16 protein-coding genes, 1 tRNA gene and 1 pseudogene are annotated in these 17,229 nt (G+C 64.9%); 6 read left to right on the top strand and 12 right to left on the bottom strand.

From position 1 onward, the window contains the following. Nucleotides 1–269: 269 nt before the first annotated feature. Both ACAV_RS09120 and ACAV_RS09115 read right to left on the bottom strand, forming a co-directional pair. Entirely contained in the window at nucleotides 270–1,226 is a 957-nt protein-coding gene (locus ACAV_RS09120) for a phytanoyl-CoA dioxygenase family protein (protein WP_041828678.1), read from the bottom strand. A 194-nt stretch (nucleotides 1,227–1,420) separates the two neighbouring features. After that, nucleotides 1,421–1,714 (bottom strand): DUF2789 domain-containing protein, encoded by a 294-nt coding sequence (locus ACAV_RS09115; RefSeq protein WP_013594273.1) that lies wholly within the window; start codon nucleotides 1,712–1,714, stop codon nucleotides 1,421–1,423. Between the two features lie 161 nt (nucleotides 1,715–1,875). Here ACAV_RS09115 and ACAV_RS09110 point away from each other — a divergent pair, with 161 nt between their 5' ends. The 4 genes from ACAV_RS09110 (at nucleotide 1,876) to ACAV_RS09095 (ending at nucleotide 5,456) form a co-directional block, all read left to right on the top strand. Further along, nucleotides 1,876–2,742, top strand: coding sequence for a DNA/RNA non-specific endonuclease (locus tag ACAV_RS09110; RefSeq protein WP_041828676.1), 867 nt, complete (start codon nucleotides 1,876–1,878; stop codon nucleotides 2,740–2,742). An 82-nt stretch (nucleotides 2,743–2,824) separates the two neighbouring features. After that, nucleotides 2,825–3,133 carry a hypothetical protein gene (locus tag ACAV_RS09105; protein WP_013594271.1) on the top strand — a complete coding sequence of 103 codons (309 nt, stop codon included), beginning with the start codon at nucleotides 2,825–2,827 and terminating at the stop codon, nucleotides 3,131–3,133. Nucleotides 3,134–3,202: 69 nt separating this feature from the next. After that, complete coding sequence (lhpI, locus tag ACAV_RS09100; protein WP_049791076.1) at nucleotides 3,203–4,141, top strand: bifunctional Delta(1)-pyrroline-2-carboxylate/Delta(1)-piperideine-2-carboxylate reductase; 939 nt, start codon at nucleotides 3,203–3,205, stop codon at nucleotides 4,139–4,141. Nucleotides 4,142–4,316: 175 nt separating this feature from the next. Further along, nucleotides 4,317–5,456: a branched-chain amino acid ABC transporter substrate-binding protein gene (locus tag ACAV_RS09095; RefSeq protein WP_013594269.1), complete on the top strand. Its 1,140-nt coding sequence runs from the start codon at nucleotides 4,317–4,319 to the stop codon at nucleotides 5,454–5,456. Nucleotides 5,457–5,537: 81 nt separating this feature from the next. On the opposite strand, the gene ACAV_RS09090 is transcribed toward ACAV_RS09095, so the two are convergent. Together ACAV_RS09090 and ACAV_RS24375 are read right to left on the bottom strand one after the other, a co-directional pair. Beyond that, nucleotides 5,538–5,972 carry a DUF1810 domain-containing protein gene (locus ACAV_RS09090; RefSeq protein ID WP_013594268.1) on the bottom strand — a complete coding sequence of 145 codons (435 nt, stop codon included), beginning with the start codon at nucleotides 5,970–5,972 and terminating at the stop codon, nucleotides 5,538–5,540. 297 nt (nucleotides 5,973–6,269) lie between these two features. Next, nucleotides 6,270–6,508: pseudogene (locus ACAV_RS24375) on the bottom strand (transposase); the annotation flags it as partial. Between the two features lie 614 nt (nucleotides 6,509–7,122). On the opposite strand from ACAV_RS24375, the gene ACAV_RS24540 reads away from it, so the two are divergent. Continuing rightward, complete coding sequence (locus ACAV_RS24540; RefSeq protein ID WP_013594266.1) at nucleotides 7,123–8,838, top strand: hypothetical protein; 1,716 nt, start codon at nucleotides 7,123–7,125, stop codon at nucleotides 8,836–8,838. A 638-nt stretch (nucleotides 8,839–9,476) separates the two neighbouring features. Here ACAV_RS24540 and ACAV_RS09080 read toward each other — a convergent pair. The 5 genes from ACAV_RS09080 to tolB form a co-directional block, all read right to left on the bottom strand. Further along, nucleotides 9,477–9,552: transfer RNA gene (locus tag ACAV_RS09080), tRNA-Lys, on the bottom strand. 45 nt (nucleotides 9,553–9,597) lie between these two features. Continuing rightward, on the bottom strand, nucleotides 9,598–10,497 hold the full coding sequence (locus ACAV_RS09075; protein WP_013594264.1) for a tRNA threonylcarbamoyladenosine dehydratase: 900 nt from the start codon (nucleotides 10,495–10,497) through the stop codon (nucleotides 9,598–9,600). Continuing rightward, nucleotides 10,494–11,300, bottom strand: a complete 807-nt coding sequence (gene ybgF, locus ACAV_RS09070; RefSeq protein ID WP_013594263.1) for a tol-pal system protein YbgF — start codon at nucleotides 11,298–11,300, stop codon at nucleotides 10,494–10,496. Before ybgF ends, ACAV_RS09075 begins: the two co-directional genes overlap by 4 nt. Continuing rightward, nucleotides 11,300–11,845 carry a peptidoglycan-associated lipoprotein Pal gene (gene pal, locus ACAV_RS09065; RefSeq protein WP_013594262.1) on the bottom strand — a complete coding sequence of 182 codons (546 nt, stop codon included), beginning with the start codon at nucleotides 11,843–11,845 and terminating at the stop codon, nucleotides 11,300–11,302. The genes ybgF and pal overlap by 1 nt, the downstream gene beginning before the upstream one ends. Nucleotides 11,846–11,910: 65 nt before the next feature. Beyond that, a complete protein-coding gene (gene tolB / locus ACAV_RS09060; RefSeq protein WP_013594261.1) occupies nucleotides 11,911–13,230 on the bottom strand; it encodes a Tol-Pal system beta propeller repeat protein TolB in 1,320 nt (439 codons plus the stop codon). Between the two features lie 136 nt (nucleotides 13,231–13,366). Between tolB and msbA the strand changes: the two genes are divergently transcribed. Next, the gene (gene msbA, locus ACAV_RS09055; protein ID WP_013594260.1) at nucleotides 13,367–15,169 is read left to right on the top strand and encodes a lipid A export permease/ATP-binding protein MsbA; all 1,803 of its coding nucleotides are present in this window, start codon (nucleotides 13,367–13,369) and stop codon (nucleotides 15,167–15,169) included. A gap of 17 nt (nucleotides 15,170–15,186) precedes the next feature. Here msbA and ACAV_RS09050 read toward each other — a convergent pair whose 3' ends face one another. The 3 genes from ACAV_RS09050 to ACAV_RS09040 all read right to left on the bottom strand — a co-directional run bounded on the left by ACAV_RS09050 (nucleotide 15,187) and on the right by ACAV_RS09040 (nucleotide 17,213). Further along, entirely contained in the window at nucleotides 15,187–15,882 is a 696-nt protein-coding gene (locus ACAV_RS09050) for an ankyrin repeat domain-containing protein (protein WP_013594259.1), read from the bottom strand. Beyond that, nucleotides 15,879–16,688, bottom strand: coding sequence for a TatD family hydrolase (locus ACAV_RS09045; RefSeq protein ID WP_013594258.1), 810 nt, complete (start codon nucleotides 16,686–16,688; stop codon nucleotides 15,879–15,881). The genes ACAV_RS09050 and ACAV_RS09045 overlap by 4 nt, the downstream gene beginning before the upstream one ends. 165 nt (nucleotides 16,689–16,853) lie before the next feature. Further along, nucleotides 16,854–17,213 (bottom strand): PilZ domain-containing protein, encoded by a 360-nt coding sequence (locus ACAV_RS09040; protein WP_013594257.1) that lies wholly within the window; start codon nucleotides 17,211–17,213, stop codon nucleotides 16,854–16,856. Nucleotides 17,214–17,229 lie beyond the last annotated feature (16 nt).

Genomic DNA, 17,229 nt, shown 5'->3' with positions numbered 1-17,229 from the left:
GTACCCGGGGGGCGATTACCAGGGGATCATGAATACGAAGAGAATGACCGCCAAAGCGATGCCGGCCACCCACAGGGTGCGGGCACTGGCGTAGCGGTTGCGGCTCGAGGACGTGGGAACGGCGCCAGCCGAGTTGCGTGGTGCATTCATGGGATCTTCTCCATCGACGGTTTATGAGACTCCCAAGGTAACCCGCCGTGCCCCGCGCCCCGCGTCGGACAAGGCCATGCGAGCGGGTCGCGCAATGCCCCGATGCACCGCAACGCCGCTCAGATCCACTCGTCCTGTGCGGGCGCTTCGGCGGGAAAGAAGTTCATGTACTGCACCAGCCGGGGCCGGTCAGCCGTATTGGGCCGGCTGCCATGCGGCAGGGCGTGGTGCCAGATGATGAGATCGCCGGCACGCCCTGCGATGGGCACCGCGCCCAGTGCCTGGAGGTCCTGCGTGCGCGCGGAGGCCGGTCCCCCCGGCAGCCCGTCCAGCCATGCCCCGAGCCGCTGGTGGAAGCCGGGCACGAGGGTGAACGCCCCCTGCTCCGCCCGGGTGTCCGCCAGGTACAGGATGCCCTGGGTCCCGAAGGGAACTGGCATCCGCAGGCTGACGTCCCAGTGCAGGTGCGGGCCGCGGAAGCGGTGCGCTGGCGTCTCCGGCGCGTTGAACCCCACGCGGTCGGTGGTGCACCACAGGTCCGCCGTGCCCCACAGCTGGGCGAATGCCTTGTGGATGCGCAGGTTGCGCCGGTTGCGCTCCAGGGCCTCGTGCTGGAAGAGCTGCACCATGATGCCGTGGTCGTTGAAGGGATACCAGGTGGCGGAATCCTCCGGCTGTGCGCCGATGAACTCCCAGATGGCCCTGGCCGCGGCAGCGACATCGTCCGGCGGCGCGGCGTCGTGCAGCACCACATAGCCCTGCGCATCCCAGAAAGCCAGGTCCTCCCCGGACAACACCGGCTCCATGCGGTCCACCTCAGCGATCAGCCGCTGCGCGTCGGGCGGCAGGGGCAGTCCTGCCAGCACGGTCTCGAGCCGCGCCAGCCGGTCCGCAGGCGGATCCCCCGCGGTTTCCTGCAGCCACCGCGCGAAGGCGGGGAAGTCCGTTGCATCGGTCCGGCCGAACCAGGCATGGAACGGTTCGATCCCGATGCCCAGGGCATGCAGCACCCAATGGTCCTCGCGCCATTGCCGCATCGGTACCTCCGGCGCATGCCCCAGGCGCGCCCGCGCCATGCGCGACCACGCGCCTTCCAGCGCGGCAATGCCTGACCAGCCACCGGGCTGCGCAGCTTCCTGGCCATCGCGGCCATTATTCCCACCATCCCTCATCGCCGTCCCTCCATGTCCCTCGTCCGCAAGATTGCCTGCACATTCTCTCCAGATGCGCAGCGCATGGAAGGGGGACCGGTACTCCGGCGGCGTGGCGATCAGCGCGAGGGCACGGCCTCGGCGGTGCCCGGCACTTCCGCTTCGGTGCGCCGCTCGACCGCATCGGCGTGCAGCGCCTCGTTGAACTGGTCCACCACCATGGCCCAGGGCGCATCGGCCTTGAGCTGCTCCGCCAGGAACTGGCGCTGCGCATCGTTCCAGAACGGCGCATCGGCCACCTGCACTCCGGCGCCGAGCTGGTGGGTGTGGATGAAGCGGGTGATGGCGTCCGGGCTCTCCTCCAGGCCCAGTTGCAGGAACAGGTTGGTCATCGTGGGTTCGGTGGTGATCATGGGAAGGCTCCTGGTGTGCGATCGATGCACCGACCTTAGGGCGTGCCGGCGGGCCGGCGCGTCGGACAACGCAGCATTGGCCGGTCAGGACGGACACGGCCGGCAGCATCTGTTGCGTGCGCAAGCCCCGGCGGGGCGCCCGCGCGGGTTCTAATCCAGGGATGGCCCAGCAGAAGCAATCGCGCAGAAAGAAATCCTCCCGGTCCCCGTCCATCGCCCTCCTGCACCGGTCCTCCGGCCGCATGCGCCGGCTGCTGGTCTCCCTGTTCACCTCCGCGGTCGTAGGCCTGCAGGTTACGAGCTGCGGCGTCCACCCCACGCAGGGCCCCTGGTCCGGCAGCGCCGCCCAACCCACGCGTGCCGGCCAGTTCACGGAATGCCGGCAGCATTTCGCGGGCGGCGTGCCGCCGCTCACACCCGACGCCCCCAGGCTGCGCGAGCTGTGCTTCGATGCCTTCGCGGTGCTGCACAGCGGCAACACGCGCACCCCCGTGTATGTGGCCGAGCGGCTCAATCGCCAGATCCTGCAGCAGGCCCGGCAACAGCACCGCACCGACCACTTCTATGCGGATGCGCGGCTGCCGCGCGGCGAGCGCGCCGAACTCGAGGACTACCGCGGCTCGGGCTATGCCCGCGGACACATGGCGCCCGCGGGCGACATGGGCACGCCCGAAGCCATGGCGCAGTCCTTCAGCCTCGCCAACATGGTGCCGCAGGACCCGAAGCAGAACAGCGGCCCCTGGGCCCGCATCGAGGAGGACACGCGCCGCTACGCGATGCGCGCGCGCGGCGACGTGTATGTCATCACCGGCCCGGTCTTCGAGCCAGGCGCCAAAGCCATCGGTTCCGGACAGGTGGCCGTGCCATCGCACCTGTTCAAACTGGTGTACGACGCCGAGACCGGGCGCTCGTGGGCGCACTGGCAGCAGAACGCGTCCGATGCCACCGCAGGCCCGCCGATCACCCTGCAGGAGGTGGAGCGTCGCACCGGCATGCGGCTGCTGCCCTCGCCAGCGCCCGCGCACTGATGCGTTTTCGGGAACGTCCCTTCCCACCTGCATGGTAATGGCTGTATATTCATACAGTCATTGCTACTTCAGGAGAAACGGCATGTCCGAAACCGCCACCCTCGCCTATACCGTCGCCCTGTGCGATTTCCCCGAACTGCCGCAGCGCGAGCGCACCGCCGCCGAAGCCCGCTACGCCCGGGTGCTGGAGCGCCAGCTCGGCGGCCCGGAAGGCGTGGCCGGATCGCTCGCCGCGGTGCAATGCCTGCAGGATGGCGACGAAGCCCCCGAGGGCATGGACTCGATGGCCACCATCAACCGCTGGGCCCGTGCGGCGGCGGCTGCGCGCACCGCCGGCATGCAGGGCCTGGGGGAGTCGGAAGGAGCGTATTTCGAGGTGCGCATGGCCTGACGGTCCGCGGGGCTCCCACCGTGCGGGGGGACAATGCCGGGCTCCGTCCCCTCCTACCGGAGCCACGACATGACCTCCGCTCTTCCCGCTCAGGCCGCGGCCTTGCACGCCTGTGACCAAGCCGCCACGGCCCACGCCCTGCCATTCGCAGCGCTGGTGCCGGCCATCGAGGCCGCCGCCATCGAACTCCACCGCGGCGAGATCACCAGCCCGGAACGCCTGGCGCTGCCGCTGGGCCAGGGCGGCGTGATGCTCAGCATGCCGGCGGTGGCGCACGACCTGGGCATCCACAAGCTGGTCACCGTGCAGCCGGGCAACGCCGCCCGGCAGTTGCCGACACTGCACGGCATCGTCACGGTGTGCGATGCGCCGTCCGGCCGGCCGCTGTGCCAACTCCATGGCCCGGAACTCACGGGCCGCCGCACGGCGGCCGTCTCGATGGTGGCGCTGGGCCGGCTGCTGGGGCATGCGCCACGGCAGGTGCTGCTCATCGGCACGGGCGTGCAGGCCCGGCACCACCTCCAGGCGATACGGGAACTGCATCCCGCCTGCACGGTGCTCGTGCGCGGCCGGACGCCCGTGGCAGCGCAGGCTTTCTGCGCGCAGTCCGCAGCACCCTCCGCCGTCCAATCCTGCCCCGGGGCCATTCAGGAGTCGGTCGATGTGGTCATCGCGCTCACCACCGCCACGGATCCCATCTACGACGAGCCGGCCCGTGCCGGGCGCGTGGTCATCGGGGTCGGAGCCTTCCGGCCCGGCATGGCCGAGATCGGTGCCACCACCCTACAGGGCAGCGACCTGTACGCCGACGACCCCGCGGGCGCCCGGCACGAGGCCGGCGACCTGATCCGCGCGCAGGTGGACTGGAGCAGTGTCCGTCCGCTCGCGTCGCTGATCGCGGCCGGGCCCGACCGCAGCCGCCCGGCGGTCTTCAAGAGCGTGGGCACGGCCGCCTGGGACCTCGCGGCCGCGCGGGTCGCCATCCGGTCGCTCGGCATCGCCGTGTGATCTGCACCACCCCGCTTTCGGCGGGCACTGCGCGTCAACGCACCGAAAGCGTGCGCACAATCGGGGGTTTTTGCCGGTCCGCCCAGCCACGAGCCAGGCGGGCCCTTCCCGCCTGCCGGGGCACCAGGCCCATCCGATCGTCGTGCCCCATCCCTGCATCACAAGGAACATGCCAATGAGCAAGACCCAAACGATATTCCGCCTGACCGCGATGGCCCTGGGACTGGCCTGCGCGGCCGCCCATGCCCAGGCACAGGAACGTGTCCGCATCGGCTTCATGAGCCCCGTGACGGGCCCGCAGGCGGCCAACGGAGGAGACAACCGCGACGGCGCCCTGCTCGCCATCAAGGAACTGAACGCCAAGGGCGTCAAGGTGGCCGGCAAGCCCGTGGTGTTCGAACTGGACATCAACGACGACGTGGCCGACCCCAAGCAGGGCGTGCAGGTCGCCCAGACCCTGGCCGACAAGAAGATCCGCTTCGTGCTCGGCCCCTACAACTCGGGCGTCACGGTGCCCGCCGCACGGGTGCTGAACGACTCCGACATCCTCACGCTCACCGTGGCCTCCAACCCGAAGATCACCGAACTCGGCTACGGCACGCTGTTTCGCATCGGCGCCAGCGACAACCAGCTGGGCACCAAGATGGCCACCTACGCGGCGCAGGACCTGAAGCTCAAGACGGTGGCCGTGATCGACGACCGCACCGCCTACGGCCAGGGCGTCGCCCGCGAATTCACGGCGCAAGCCAAGCGCCTGGGCCTGCAGGTCGTGGCCACCGAATTCACCACCGACAAGGCCACGGATTTCAGCGCCATCCTGACCAACATCCGCGGCGCCAAGGCCGAGGCCGTGTTCTACGGCGGCTATTCGCCCCAGGGCGGCCCCCTGCTCAAGCAGATGCGCGCCTTCGGCATCACCGGTCCCCTGCTCGGCGGCGACGGCATCTGCTCTACCGAAACCGCCAACCTCGCGCAGCTCACGGGCGACCTGAACGTCTTCTGCACCCAGGGTGGCTCGATGCTGGACAAGAGCGACAAGGGCCAGAAATTCGCCGAGCGCTACCGCGCCGAATACAAGCGCGACCCGCTCACCTACGCCGCGGCCTTCTACGACGGCATGCACCTGCTGGCCAACGCCATGGAATCCGCCCAGTCCACCACTGACACGAAGAAGATCGCCCAGGCGATCGCCAACGGCAAATACGCCGGCGTGACGGGCGAGTTCTCGTACGACGCGAAGCACGACCTGAAGTCGTCGGCGGTGACGGTGTACACCTTCAAGGGCAAGGACGTGGTGCCGCTGAAGAGCCTGTGAGCAGGACGGCCCCCGGGGCCACCCGGGCTCCGCGCCTGCTGGGGCAGCCTTCCGGCAATGACGCCTGACGCCGTTGCGGCGTCAGGCACTTGGGCCGAGCAGATCCAGCGTGCGCGCATCCTTGCCGCCACCGAAGTACCGGGCCAGCACGGCATCGAAACAGCTGCCCGGCCCGGCCACCTCGGCGAACAGCGTCATGCTGGAGCGGAGCTTGATGTCGTCCGGGGAACCGAAGATCCCATGGGCGGACAGGCCCTCGTCCAGGCCGAGCAGGACGCGGCAGGCCTCGCGCAGGCGCTCGCCGAGCACGGGATGGTCCAGGTAGGCCGCGGCCTCCGCCCGGGACTGGATGGCGTAGCGTTGGGCCATGCCGCTGCGGCCCAGGCCGTGGACCTGGGGAAAGATGAACCACATCCAGTGGGAGCGCTTACTCCCTGCTTTCAGTTCGGACGATACCCGGCTCCAGACAGGCTCCTGGGCATGCATGAAGCGTTCAAGGGCGACGGATGTGGGCATCGGCCCATTCTAGAAGCGCGCCAGGGAAAACGGCTTCATGGTAAGTAATGCCAAGGCAGCCTTGATCGGACGAGGGACGCGCAAAAGCAGCGAGAAACAGCTTCAAGCAAGGCGCCCGGTCGCATGAGGCGCGCGCACTCCTTATGGAATTGCACGGGTTGACGATTAACTGGCCCCGTGGAGTCGTGGCTAACGACAGACCTGCGTCCTTTGGAAGAAGTGCGCTTGAAGATGCGAAACGCGCTCACGTTATGGTGGCAGCCTGAACAGAACAGATCTTCAACAGGACTCCAGTTGGGCTTCGAGATCCAGGTGGGCCTCAGCCAGCAGCTTCTTGAGCCGGGCATTCTCGACCTCCAGCTCCTTCAGGCGCCGCGCTTTCCTCGGCATCCATGCCGCCTTACTTGGCACGCCACTTGTAGAACGTGGGCTCGCTGAAGCCGCTCTGCCGGCAGACCTCCTTGACCGCCAAGCCCGCCTCAGCCTGCTTCAGGAAACCGATGATCTGCTGCTGCAGTGAATCGACTCTTCCTCATGTCCGTCATTCTCCGAGTTGACGGACCTCACTTCCATTCGGGTGATACGGCTATCGGGGAGCACGTCAGCACGACCCTCTCGGGCTACAGCAAGGCCCAGCTCGATGCCATCGTCGATGAGTTCAACGGCCGACCCCGCTATGCCTGGGCTTAGATCTCCGCTGGCTGCCTACCGGGAGTTACGCATCCGTAGTTCGCAGCATGCTACTCTCGTTCATTCACAACACATGTGTTGCGCTTCTGGCTTTAGTCCAGCTAGGGAACCTCTGCACGAATCGAAACGAAATATCATGAACCACCGCTGCGGCCCCTATCAGTCTTTTTATAGCTTGTATGTCGTTGATTTCTTGTGGTTCGCGCTGGAATTCGAACACTTGGGAAGCAGGTCACCAAAGTCCGGTGCAATTCGTGCAGAAATTCCCTAAGTATATCACAGCAGATTATGGTATCGAACCGGCGGGTTTTTATCGATGCAATCATTTTGTTAGCTTTTGCTTTGGGTGAGATTATTCATATGGACGGCATAGAGCAAACAAGCACCGTTACTGAAAGCGTTCCCATTTAAGTGCCGATCTAGATCAAAAAATAACTCAGCGGAAATTCTGGAGCCACCAATGAAAAATGATGTATTGAACGACCTACAAATAATTGAGCAAGCTGAAAATTCGATTGACACGATTTTTCAATCTACTGATTTTCCTTCAACCCGCTACAGCTCTTCGCTTTGGCACCTTCTAACTTGCTACGAAGATCGACTAAGATTAAGTCTGATGCAGGTAGAAACTCCGCAACAGTTAATGAAATTCTCCAGCTTTGGAGGTAGAGATATTTACGCGCTCCGAAATGCAATATCGAGAGTAAGAGAACAATACAACGACGACAAAAATCAATTATGCCCTCGAAAAGTAGACGCTCCCTCATATCTTCGGTCCCATGAGCTTTTAAATGCTGGCGAGGTCTACGCAACGGCACAGAAAATTTTTGGATCTTTCCGTGGCAAATCCGTCAGTTTAAATTGCAATGGAACAAACATTAAGGTACTGCACCAGCCCGATGTAGAAGCCAGGTACGCCGCATTTGAGCTATTAAGCCATGGTATTGAAGGCATAACTTTCATCCCAAGACTGTTATCTTGGATGAAAGGGGATCATCCGCCAACGGTAGACCTAATAATTAAAAAAGTCTCTTATAAGAAATTATTGATTTCTTATGATTTTCATCCTGGGTATGCTTATGGTCTTAGCCTGAGTTTAGCAAGCGAAGGGGGCATATTGCCGCCTGATTGGATTTTCGATTGGGGAGGAATTAAAAATACTGAGCTACTGATTAACGCTCTTCATATTCGCTGCATTTATCATTTTATAGTTATTCAATTCTGGGCCTCCAAAGTAGGATTAAAAGGCGGCGGCTTAGAAAGTTTGGTTTTAAAAATAAGTAAAGCCGATCTTTTGCGCGATATTTCCAGCATGACGCAGCTGGACAATTCAATAATATTGAAATTTATAAAGTTTTTGACATTTGGAAATAACACAAAATTTCCGGATCCGGCTTTGCAGCCTATAATTCCTATTGGTGAATTTTATCTTTTACCCACCCTGCTCTTCATGCTTAGCAATCACAGGCGAAACCTCCTTTCTCTGCAGGCTCGCGTAGATGCAAAAAATTTTGATGATCAAAGCAAAGCCTTTGAATCAGCGATGACCGCTTCGATAAAAAAAGATTTTCAAAATAAATGGAGATATTTAAAAACCAATTGCATAATTTCTTTTGGCAGCAAGAAACGTGAGTTAGATTTGCTAATAGTCGACGAGGTCAGCTCAACAATTTTAATTGGAGAATTGCGCTGGATGATTCAACCTGGTGACGTGCGAGAGATATTAAATAGAGCAAATGAGTGCAGGAAAAAAGTTTCGCAATGCACAAGCGCATTGATATTCTTCAAAAACAACCTTAATTATTTTCTGGAAAAAATATTCAGCCATGAAATTCCGGCCCCTAAAAATGGGGAGTGGCATGTAGTTGGATTGGTATTGATTGAAGGCTACTCTGGCATAGAATCACTTAATTCTGAAATTCCCATAATAAATAGAAATATCTTTGACGTGGGCATGTCGGAGTTCAACGACTTATCAGTCCTCCATGAGTGGTTAAAATCACTGGACTGGCTTCCAAAAAACGGTATAGATTTTGATGAAGCGGACTATATAACCACCATAGGCGAGTACAAAATAGATCAGCCAGGAATATCTTTAAGAACCACTCCAAATGAATATGCTGCTCGGGCCAAAAAATCCGCAAGCACATTTATAAAATCACGGTTTTTTAATTAGTGAAGCCGTTACAATCAACCTCGGCGATCCCAGACCTGAAGTGGGCGGTCTCAAACCTGATGTGCTACACCTGAACTTGGATACACGCATTTACAGCCCGAAGAACGCCTCACGCTGGCCACGCTGGTCCAGCAAGGAGGGGGCAGGTCACTCTATGCCTGCATCGGCCAACTGCTCGGTGTAGCGGATGTTGACGTATTGCGAGCCCCGGTCCGTGTAGCAGACTACGCTGCCATCAGGGTTAACGTTGGCGGAATGTGGTTGATGGGCGACGCCCTGAAGACAGGGGTGGTGGATAGACTCGTTTTGAGCTCGGAGCTTGCGATTGATGCGACGAATGTCAGATAGCGAGCCGCCTTCAGCGAGGTTGAGAGGCTAGCCAGTTCCTCGTCAGAGGACTTGTCGTTGGTTGGATTCTTGTTGCCTCGGCGGGATGGGTCGTCCGTGGTTTCCTTGGAGTCCCTCGTGGACATGACCGATGTCCCACGCAAAAGATCCCCTTGACTGAGGCCACGTGATGTCTTTTGGGCGCTTGGGCCCTACCCCGACGCCACGCTTTAAAAAATTGCCGATGGATTGCTACCAGCAACAGAAAAAACCCTGCTACGTTGTGCATAGCAGGGTTTCCTGGATTTTCCTGGTAGGACGTACAAGATTCGAACTTGTGACCAACGGATTAAAAGTCCGCTGCTCTACCAACTGAGCTAACGTCCCAACATTGCTGCCACGGCCCGGAAGCCGCAACAGCAAAGACTCAAATTATAGCGCCACTTTGGGGCCCGAACCAGATTCCGCGAGCCGGTCGAGCACCCAGCCGGCGGCACACTGGCCGAAGGTGGCGGTAACCGACACCACCGAGCCGTAGCCGTGGCAATTCAGGGTGCCGTCGGCACCAGTCTCCATCGCGCAGGAAGCATGCGGCGGGGCCACGGCCTCGCGGCTGAACACGCAGGTGATGCCGATGCGGCGCCCCTCGCGTGCGGCGCCGTGCTGCTTGCGCAGGCGATAGCGCAGCTGCGCCAGCAAGGGGTCGTGCGTGGTCCGGGACAGATCGTCGATGTCCACCTTGTGGGCCAGGCGCTTGCCGCCCGCCGCACCCACGCTGATGAAGCGGTGGTGGCCGCGGCGCAGCCTCAGGGCCCAGGCGGCCATGGCGGTCTTGGCGTGGACCTGGTCGCACGCGTCGATCACCGCATCCACGCCCTCGGGCAGGATGGCGGGCCAGTTGCCGGGCTCGACGAATTCCTCGATGCAGTGGACCTCGCAGCCCGGATGGATGAGCGCGATGCGGTCGCGCATGGCCTCCACCTTGGCCTGCCCCACGGTGGTGGACAGGGCGTGGATCTGGCGGTTCACGTTGGATTCCGCCACGTTGTCGAGGTCGATGAGCGTGAGCCGCCCCACCCCGCTGCGGGCCAGGGCCTCGACGGCCCAGGAGCCGACACCGCCCACGCCGATCACGGCCACATGGGCCGCGCGGATGCGGGCAGCCCCCTCCACGCCATAGAGGCGCTCCAGGCCAGCGAAGCGGCGGGCCAGGTCGGCATCGAGGGGAAAGGTATTGTGCTCCCCCGGGCCGGGGCCCGGGGGAGGGAGCGCGGAGGGCTGCGCCGTCTCGGGCGGCTCCCCCAGCACATGCTGCTGCACCGGCGTGCTCACTTGAGCCGCGCGAGGCGTTCCTTGGCCGCGGCAGCGGCTTCGGACTGCGGATAGGCGCGCAGCAGGTCTTCCAGCGTCTTGCGCGCAGCGCGCGTGTCCTTCAGCTCGATCTGGCAGTTGGCGATCGACAGGGCGGCTTCCGGCGCGCGCGCATGGTCGGGCGACGCGGCCAGCAGGGCCTTGAAGTTGTTGATCGCTTCCTTGTAGTCGCGCGTGGCGTACTGGGCGTTGCCCAGCCAGAACCGGGCCGAGGGCATGTAGCCGCTGCGGGGGTACTGGCGCAGGAAGTTGCCGAAGGCGGACACGGCATCAGGGAACTTGCCCGAGCGGAACACGGCCAGCGCGGCTTCGAAGTCGCGCTTTTCCGCAGGATCGGCCTGGAATTCCTGGCCGTCCATGGTCACCTTGGCCGGCTCGAACTGCTTGAGGCGTTCGTCCACGCCCTGGGCGATGTCCTTCTGCCGGCGTTGCAGGTCGGCCACGTCGCGCTGCAGTTGCTCGTTCTGGCCGCGCAGGCTGGCCTGCTCGGAGCGCAGGGTTTCGATCTGCGATTGCAGGTCGATGAGGCTGCGGCGCATCTGGGACGTTTCGTCCGAGCTGCGGCGCTGGTCGCCGCCCAGTTGCTGCTGGAGCGCATCGACGCGCTGGCGCAATTCGAGGATGGCGCGGCGGGCCTCGTCGTCCTCGAAGAGCGCGGCATGGCTGGCCGTGGCACCGAAGCCGGCCGCCAGCGACAGCGCGGCGAGCGCCGCCGCCTTGCGGACGCGCTCACGCGTCCGCTGCTGCACGGTGGGAATGGCCATCAACGGTAGGACAGTTCAACGCGGCGGTTCTGCGAGAAGGCGTCTTCCGTGTTGCCTTGCACCGCAGGCTTTTCCTTGCCGAAGCTCACGGCTTCCATCTGGCCATCGGGCACGCCCAGCAGGCCCAGTGCGCGGCGCACGGCCTCGGCACGCTTCTGGCCGAGGGCCAGGTTGTATTCGCGGCCGCCACGGTCGTCGGTGTGGCCTTCGATCATGACCTTGCGGCCCTGGCTGGCCTTGATGAACCGGGCGTGCTGCTCGATGAGCGACTGGTATTCGGGCTTCACGACGTAGCTGTCGAAGTCGAAGTACACGATGCGGGCCACGCCGACCGGGCCGGCAGCGTCGCGCGCCGACTGGTTCAGGTCCACGGGAGCGACGCCGCTCTGGGAATTTCCGTTGGAATTGGCACCGTTGGGCGCCGTGGAGGTCGCACCCTTGTTCTCGACGGGCACGTCCTCCAGCTTCACGCCGGAGCTGCAACCGGCCATCAGGGCGGCGACGGTCAGGGCCAGGGAAATGCGTTTGAAGGGAAGATTGATCATTGGGATGGTTCTCCTAGTCCGGATAAGGCGTTACTGTCGAGTCTGAAAAACGAAAAAGATTCAAATTATTGTTTCTGGAACGGACCCCAGTCCGGCTCCCGGATGTCGCCGCTCTGGCCCGCCAGGCGGGCCTTGATCTTGCCATCCAGCGTGGTGGTCATCAGCGCTTCACGGCCTTGTTGCTGGGTTGCATAGACGATGAGTTTGCCATTGGGCGCGAAGCTCGGGCTCTCGTCGGCCGTGGTGTCGGTGATGGCGGTCACGCTGCCGGACGTCAGATCCATGACGTGCAGTTTGAAAGCCCCTCCTACGCGGGAGATGTAGGCCAACCACTTGCCGTCCGGACTGATGCTCGGAGAAATGTTGTAGGCGCCCGTGAAGGTGACGCGCTCGGCGCTTCCGCCCGTGGCGGGCACGCGGTAGATCTGGGGGGCGCCACCGCGGTCGCTCACGAAGTAGATGCTGCGGCCGTCGCTGGAATAGGTGGGCTCGGTGTCGATGCCCGAGCTCTGCATGAGACGGCGCGGCTCGCCGCCGTTGGCGTCGATGGTGTAGAGCTGCGAGCTGCCGTCGCGGCTCAGGGTGACGGCGAGCGTGCGGCCGTCCGGCGACCAGGCGGGCGCGCTGTTGGAGCCGCGGAAGTTGGCGATCAGGCGGCGCCGGCCGGTCGAGACGTCGTGCACGTACACCACGGGCTTGCGCGACTCGAACGACACGTAGGCGAGCTGCGTGCCGGAAGGCGACCAGGCGGGCGAGATGATGGGCTCGGGGCTGGAGAGCGCCGACTGGGCGTTCTCGCCATCGGAGTCCGCCACCCACAGGCTGTAGCGGCTGCCGGCCTTGGTGACGTAGGCGATGCGGGTCGAGAAGATGCCGCGCTGGCCGGTGAGCTTCTCGTACACGTAGTCGGCGATGCGGTGGGCGACGAGGCGCAGGTCGCCCTGCGTGACCACGAAGCTCTGGCCACCCAGGTCCTCGCCGCGCACCGTATTCCAGAGCCGGAAGCGCACGTCGTAGCGGCCGTCCGGCAGGCGCGTGACGCTGCCCGTGGTGAGCGAGTCGGCGCCTTTCTCCTTCCAGAGGGCAGCGTCGGGGCGCGAGTTCTCGTCGAGCTGCGGGCCGGACCCGTCCACGACGCGGAACTGGCCGCTACGCTCCAGGTCCGCCTGGATGATCGCAGAAATCTTCTGGGGGGAGCCGGCCTCGCCGCGGAACGGCGCGATGGCAGTGGGGTACTGCGTGGTTCCCACGCCCACGATATCGAGGCGGAACTGCGCCAGCGCAGGCAGCGCGGTGGCGGCGGAGGCGAGGGCCACGATGGCGTGGCGGCGCGTGACGTGCGGCAGGGCCGCGGCGAGGGGATGGGATGGGCGGTCTGAAGTCATTGACAGCGTTGGGATACCGGGCCATTCGCCGGAGGAAAACCGGAAAGGTCAGGGGCCGAATGTTACACACAGGGCGGACAGCCCTGTGACAAACTGTGCAAGTTGCCGGCGCGGTCCTACGTAGAATCCGCCCTTCATGCAAGCCTCCGCCCCCCAGGGAGCCCCCGCGACGGACACCGCCGCAGCTCCCGCATCCGCCCCCCCTTCCCTGTTCGCGCGCCTGCGGCGCATGTCCTCGTACTTCGGGGGGCAACGCCTCGCCTGGTCGCTGGCGGTGCTGGCCACCGTGGTGGCCGCGGTGACCGAGCCGCTGATCCCCGCGCTGCTCAAGCCCCTGCTGGACCAGGGCTTCACGGAAGGCTCGCTCAAGCTCTGGCTGGTGCCGGTGGCCGTCATGGGGGTGTTTTTCGTGCGCGGGCTGGCGCAGTTCGGCGGGCAGTACGCCCTGGCCCGCATCGCCAACGAAGGCATGCTGAAGCTGCGCGAGACGCTGTTCGAGCGCCTGCTGTCGGCGGAGATGGCGCTGTTTTCACGCCAGTCGGCGAGCACTCTGTCGAACACGGTGGTGTACGAGGTGCAGAACGGCGCCACGCAGCTGGTGCAGGCGTTGCTGGGCATCTCGCGGGACGGCTTCACGCTGGTGGCGCTGCTGGTGTACCTGCTCTACCTCAACTGGCAGCTCACGCTCATCGTCGCGTTCCTGGTGCCCGGCGTGGCCTGGATCATGAAGACGCTGTCGCGCCGCCTCTACCAGATCACCAAGAGCAGCCAGGAAGCCACGGACCAGCTCGCCTACGTGGTGGAGGAAAACGTGCTGGCCCACCGCATGGTGCGGCTGCACAGCGCCCAGCCCGGGCAGGCGCGCCGCTTCGGGGTGCTCAGCCAGAGCCTGCGTCGCCTGGCGATCAAGGCCACGATCGCCTCGGCCGCGATGACCCCGCTGACGCAACTGCTGGCCGCGGCGGCGCTGTCGGCCGTGATCTGCGTGGCGCTCTGGCAGAGCCACATCGGGCAGACTCGGGAAGTGACCGTGGGCGGCTTCGCGGCCTTCATGGCGGCGATGCTCATGCTGATCGCGCCCATCCGGCGCCTGGCGGACGTGGCCAACCCGCTGACACGCGGCGTCGCCGCGCTGGAGCGCGGCCTGGTGCTGCTGGAGAGCGCGCCTGCCGAGTCGGGCGGCCAGCACGCCCCGAAGGAGCGGGCGCAGGGAGAGCTGGAGCTCGAGGGCGTGACGGTGGCCTTCGGGGCCGAACAGGCGCCGGCGCTGGACCGGCTGCACCTGTCGGTGCGGCCCGGCGAGGTCGTCGCGCTGGTGGGCCCCTCGGGCGCCGGCAAGACCACGCTGGTGAACCTGCTGCCGCGCTTCCTGCAACCCACAGAGGGCCGCGTGCTGCTCGACGGCCGGCCCCTGGAGGAATGGAACCTGTCCGCGCTGCGCTCGCAGTTCGCCATGGTGAGCCAGGACGTGGTGATGTTCAACGACACCGTGGCGGCCAACGTGGCGCTGGGCGCGGACGTGGACGAGGCGCGCGTGCAGGCCTGCCTGGAGGCGGCCAACCTGTCGGCGCACGTGGCGTCGATGCCCCAGGGCATGCACACCCTGGTGGGCCACAACGCCATTCAGCTCTCCGGCGGCCAGCGCCAGCGCCTGGCGATCGCGCGGGCGCTCTACAAGGATGCGCCGATCCTGATCCTGGACGAGGCCACGTCGGCCCTCGATACGGAATCCGAGCGACTGGTGCAGGACGCCCTGCAGCGCCTCATGCGCGGGCGCACCACGCTGGTGATCGCGCACCGGCTCTCCACCATCGAGCACGCCGACCGGGTGGTGGTGATGGAGCGCGGCCGCATCGTGGAACAGGGCACGGACGCCGAACTGCAGGCGCGCGGCGGCCTCTATGCGCGCCTGAAGGGCTCCGCCCTCGCGGGCGGCTGAGGGCCGCTGCTACCTGTTCACCACTTGCCGCGGTTGGGCTGGCGGCGCTGCAGGGCCTGCGCGACGAGGTCCACCATGTCCTGGCGCGCCGCGCGCCGGGCAAAGTCCGCGGCGGTGAGGCCGAGCTGGTTCTTGATGGTGGGGTCCGCGCCCTGCTCCACCAGGAAGCGCGCCACGTCGGCCCGGCCATAGCTCACGGCCATCATGAGCGGCGTGGTGCCGTTGGGCGATTCGGCGTCGATGTAGGCGCTCTGGTCGATGAGCAGGCGGGCGATTTCCAGCTGCTGGTCGGTGGTGCCGGAGGCGGCATAGTGCAGCGGGGTCCAGCCGGTCTTGTTGACGTCGCCATCCTTGGCGATGAGGGCGCGCACCGCGGCGACCTGCCCGCGCAGGCAGGCGATCATGAGCGGGCTCTCGTCCTTGGCGTTGCGCGCTTCCACCTTGATGCCGGGCGCGGCCATGAGCGCGTCGAACGCTTTCATCGAGCCCTGCTGCAGGGCCAGCGTGAGGCCGACGTCGCCCTTCGGGTTGCGCGTATTGGGGTCGAATCCGCGCCGCACGAGCGCGGTGATGTCGTCGCCCTGGTCGCGCACGATGGCGGTGAAGAAATCGTCGTAGGCACCGGCGTGCGCGCAGGCGGCGCACAGGCCTGCGCCGGCCAGCGCCGCGGCGGAGACGAACAGGCGCCGCGACAGGTGGCGAAGCTGCGTCATGGAGCATCCTTTCGGAAAAAGAGCGTGTCGAAATTCCGGCTCGTGGCCTCGCCCACGGCCTCGGCCTCCAGCCCCCTGAGCGCCGCGATCTGCTGCGCCACGAAGGGCACGTAGGACGGGTTGTTGGTCTTGCCCCGGTAGGGCACGGGCGCGAGGTAGGGGCTGTCGGTCTCGATGAGCATGCGGTCGAGCGGCACGAAGGCCGCCACGTCGCGCAGCGGCTGGGCATTCTTGAAGGTGAGGATGCCCGAGAACGAGATGTAGTAGCCGAGATCCAGCGCCGCGCGTGCCACCTCGGCCGTCTCGGTGAAGCAGTGGAAGACGCCGCCCGCGCGGTTGCCCGCGCCGTCCTCGCCCTCCTCCCGCAGGATGGCCAGGGTGTCGTCGGAGGCGCTGCGGGTATGGATGACCAGCGGCTTGCCGCAGGCCCGCGCGGCGCGGATGTGGGTGCGGAAGCGCTCGCGCTGCCATTCCAGGTCGGCGATGCTGCGGCCGCCCTTGCGGTCTTCCATGCCGTAGTAGTCCAGCCCCGTCTCGCCAATGGCGATGACCCGGGGCAGCGCGGCGCGGTCCAGCAGGTCCTGCACCGACGGTTCGGTGACGCCCTCGTTGTCGGGGTGCACGCCCACCGTGCTCCAGAAGTTGTCGTGGGCCAGGGCGAGCGCGTGCACGTCGCCGAATTCCTCCATGGTGGTGCAGATGCACAGCGCGCGGGTGACACGCGCCTCGTCCATGGCCTGGCGAATGGCGGGCAGTTGCGCGGACAGCTCGGGAAAGCTCAGGTGGCAGTGGGAATCGGTGAACATGGCAGCAGGTATGTTAGGCGGCGCGGAGCGCCACGGCCGTAGGAGAACGGCGGCACGGCCGGGTTCCGGCCGGGGAAGGAGATCAAGGTCGGCGCCGGGCCACGGAGACGGCACGAGCGGCGCCGGCCGCCTCGCCCAGGGCGGCGCGGACGGAAGCGGAACGGCTCAGATGGTCTGCGTCGGCCGCTCGGAGGCCAGGGCCGTGCCCAGGATCTCTTCGATCCGGGCCTTGAGCACGCGGGACTTGTCGTCCTTGGGGAACTGGATGCCGATGCCCTGCGTGCGGTTGCCGGCGGCGCGCGCCGGCGTGACCCAGGCCACGCGGCCGGCCACGGGGTAGCGCTGGGTGTCCTCCGGCAGCGTGAGCAGCACGTACACGTCGTCGCCCAGGCGGTACTCGCGCTGGGTCGGCACGAAGATGCCGCCTTCGGAGAAGAACGGGATGTACGCCGCGTAGAGTGCCGCCTTTTCCTTGATGGCCAGCTGCATGACGCTGGGACGGGGGGCGCTGGGAGGGGTACTCATGTGGAGGCGGGCCGGT

The sequence above is a fragment of the Paracidovorax avenae ATCC 19860 genome (genome assembly GCF_000176855.2).
In the GTDB taxonomy this organism is placed as follows: domain Bacteria; phylum Pseudomonadota; class Gammaproteobacteria; order Burkholderiales; family Burkholderiaceae_C; genus Paracidovorax; species Paracidovorax avenae.
The sequence above is the reverse complement of the archived record's forward strand: the minus strand, read 5'-3'. Positions and strand labels throughout refer to the sequence as shown.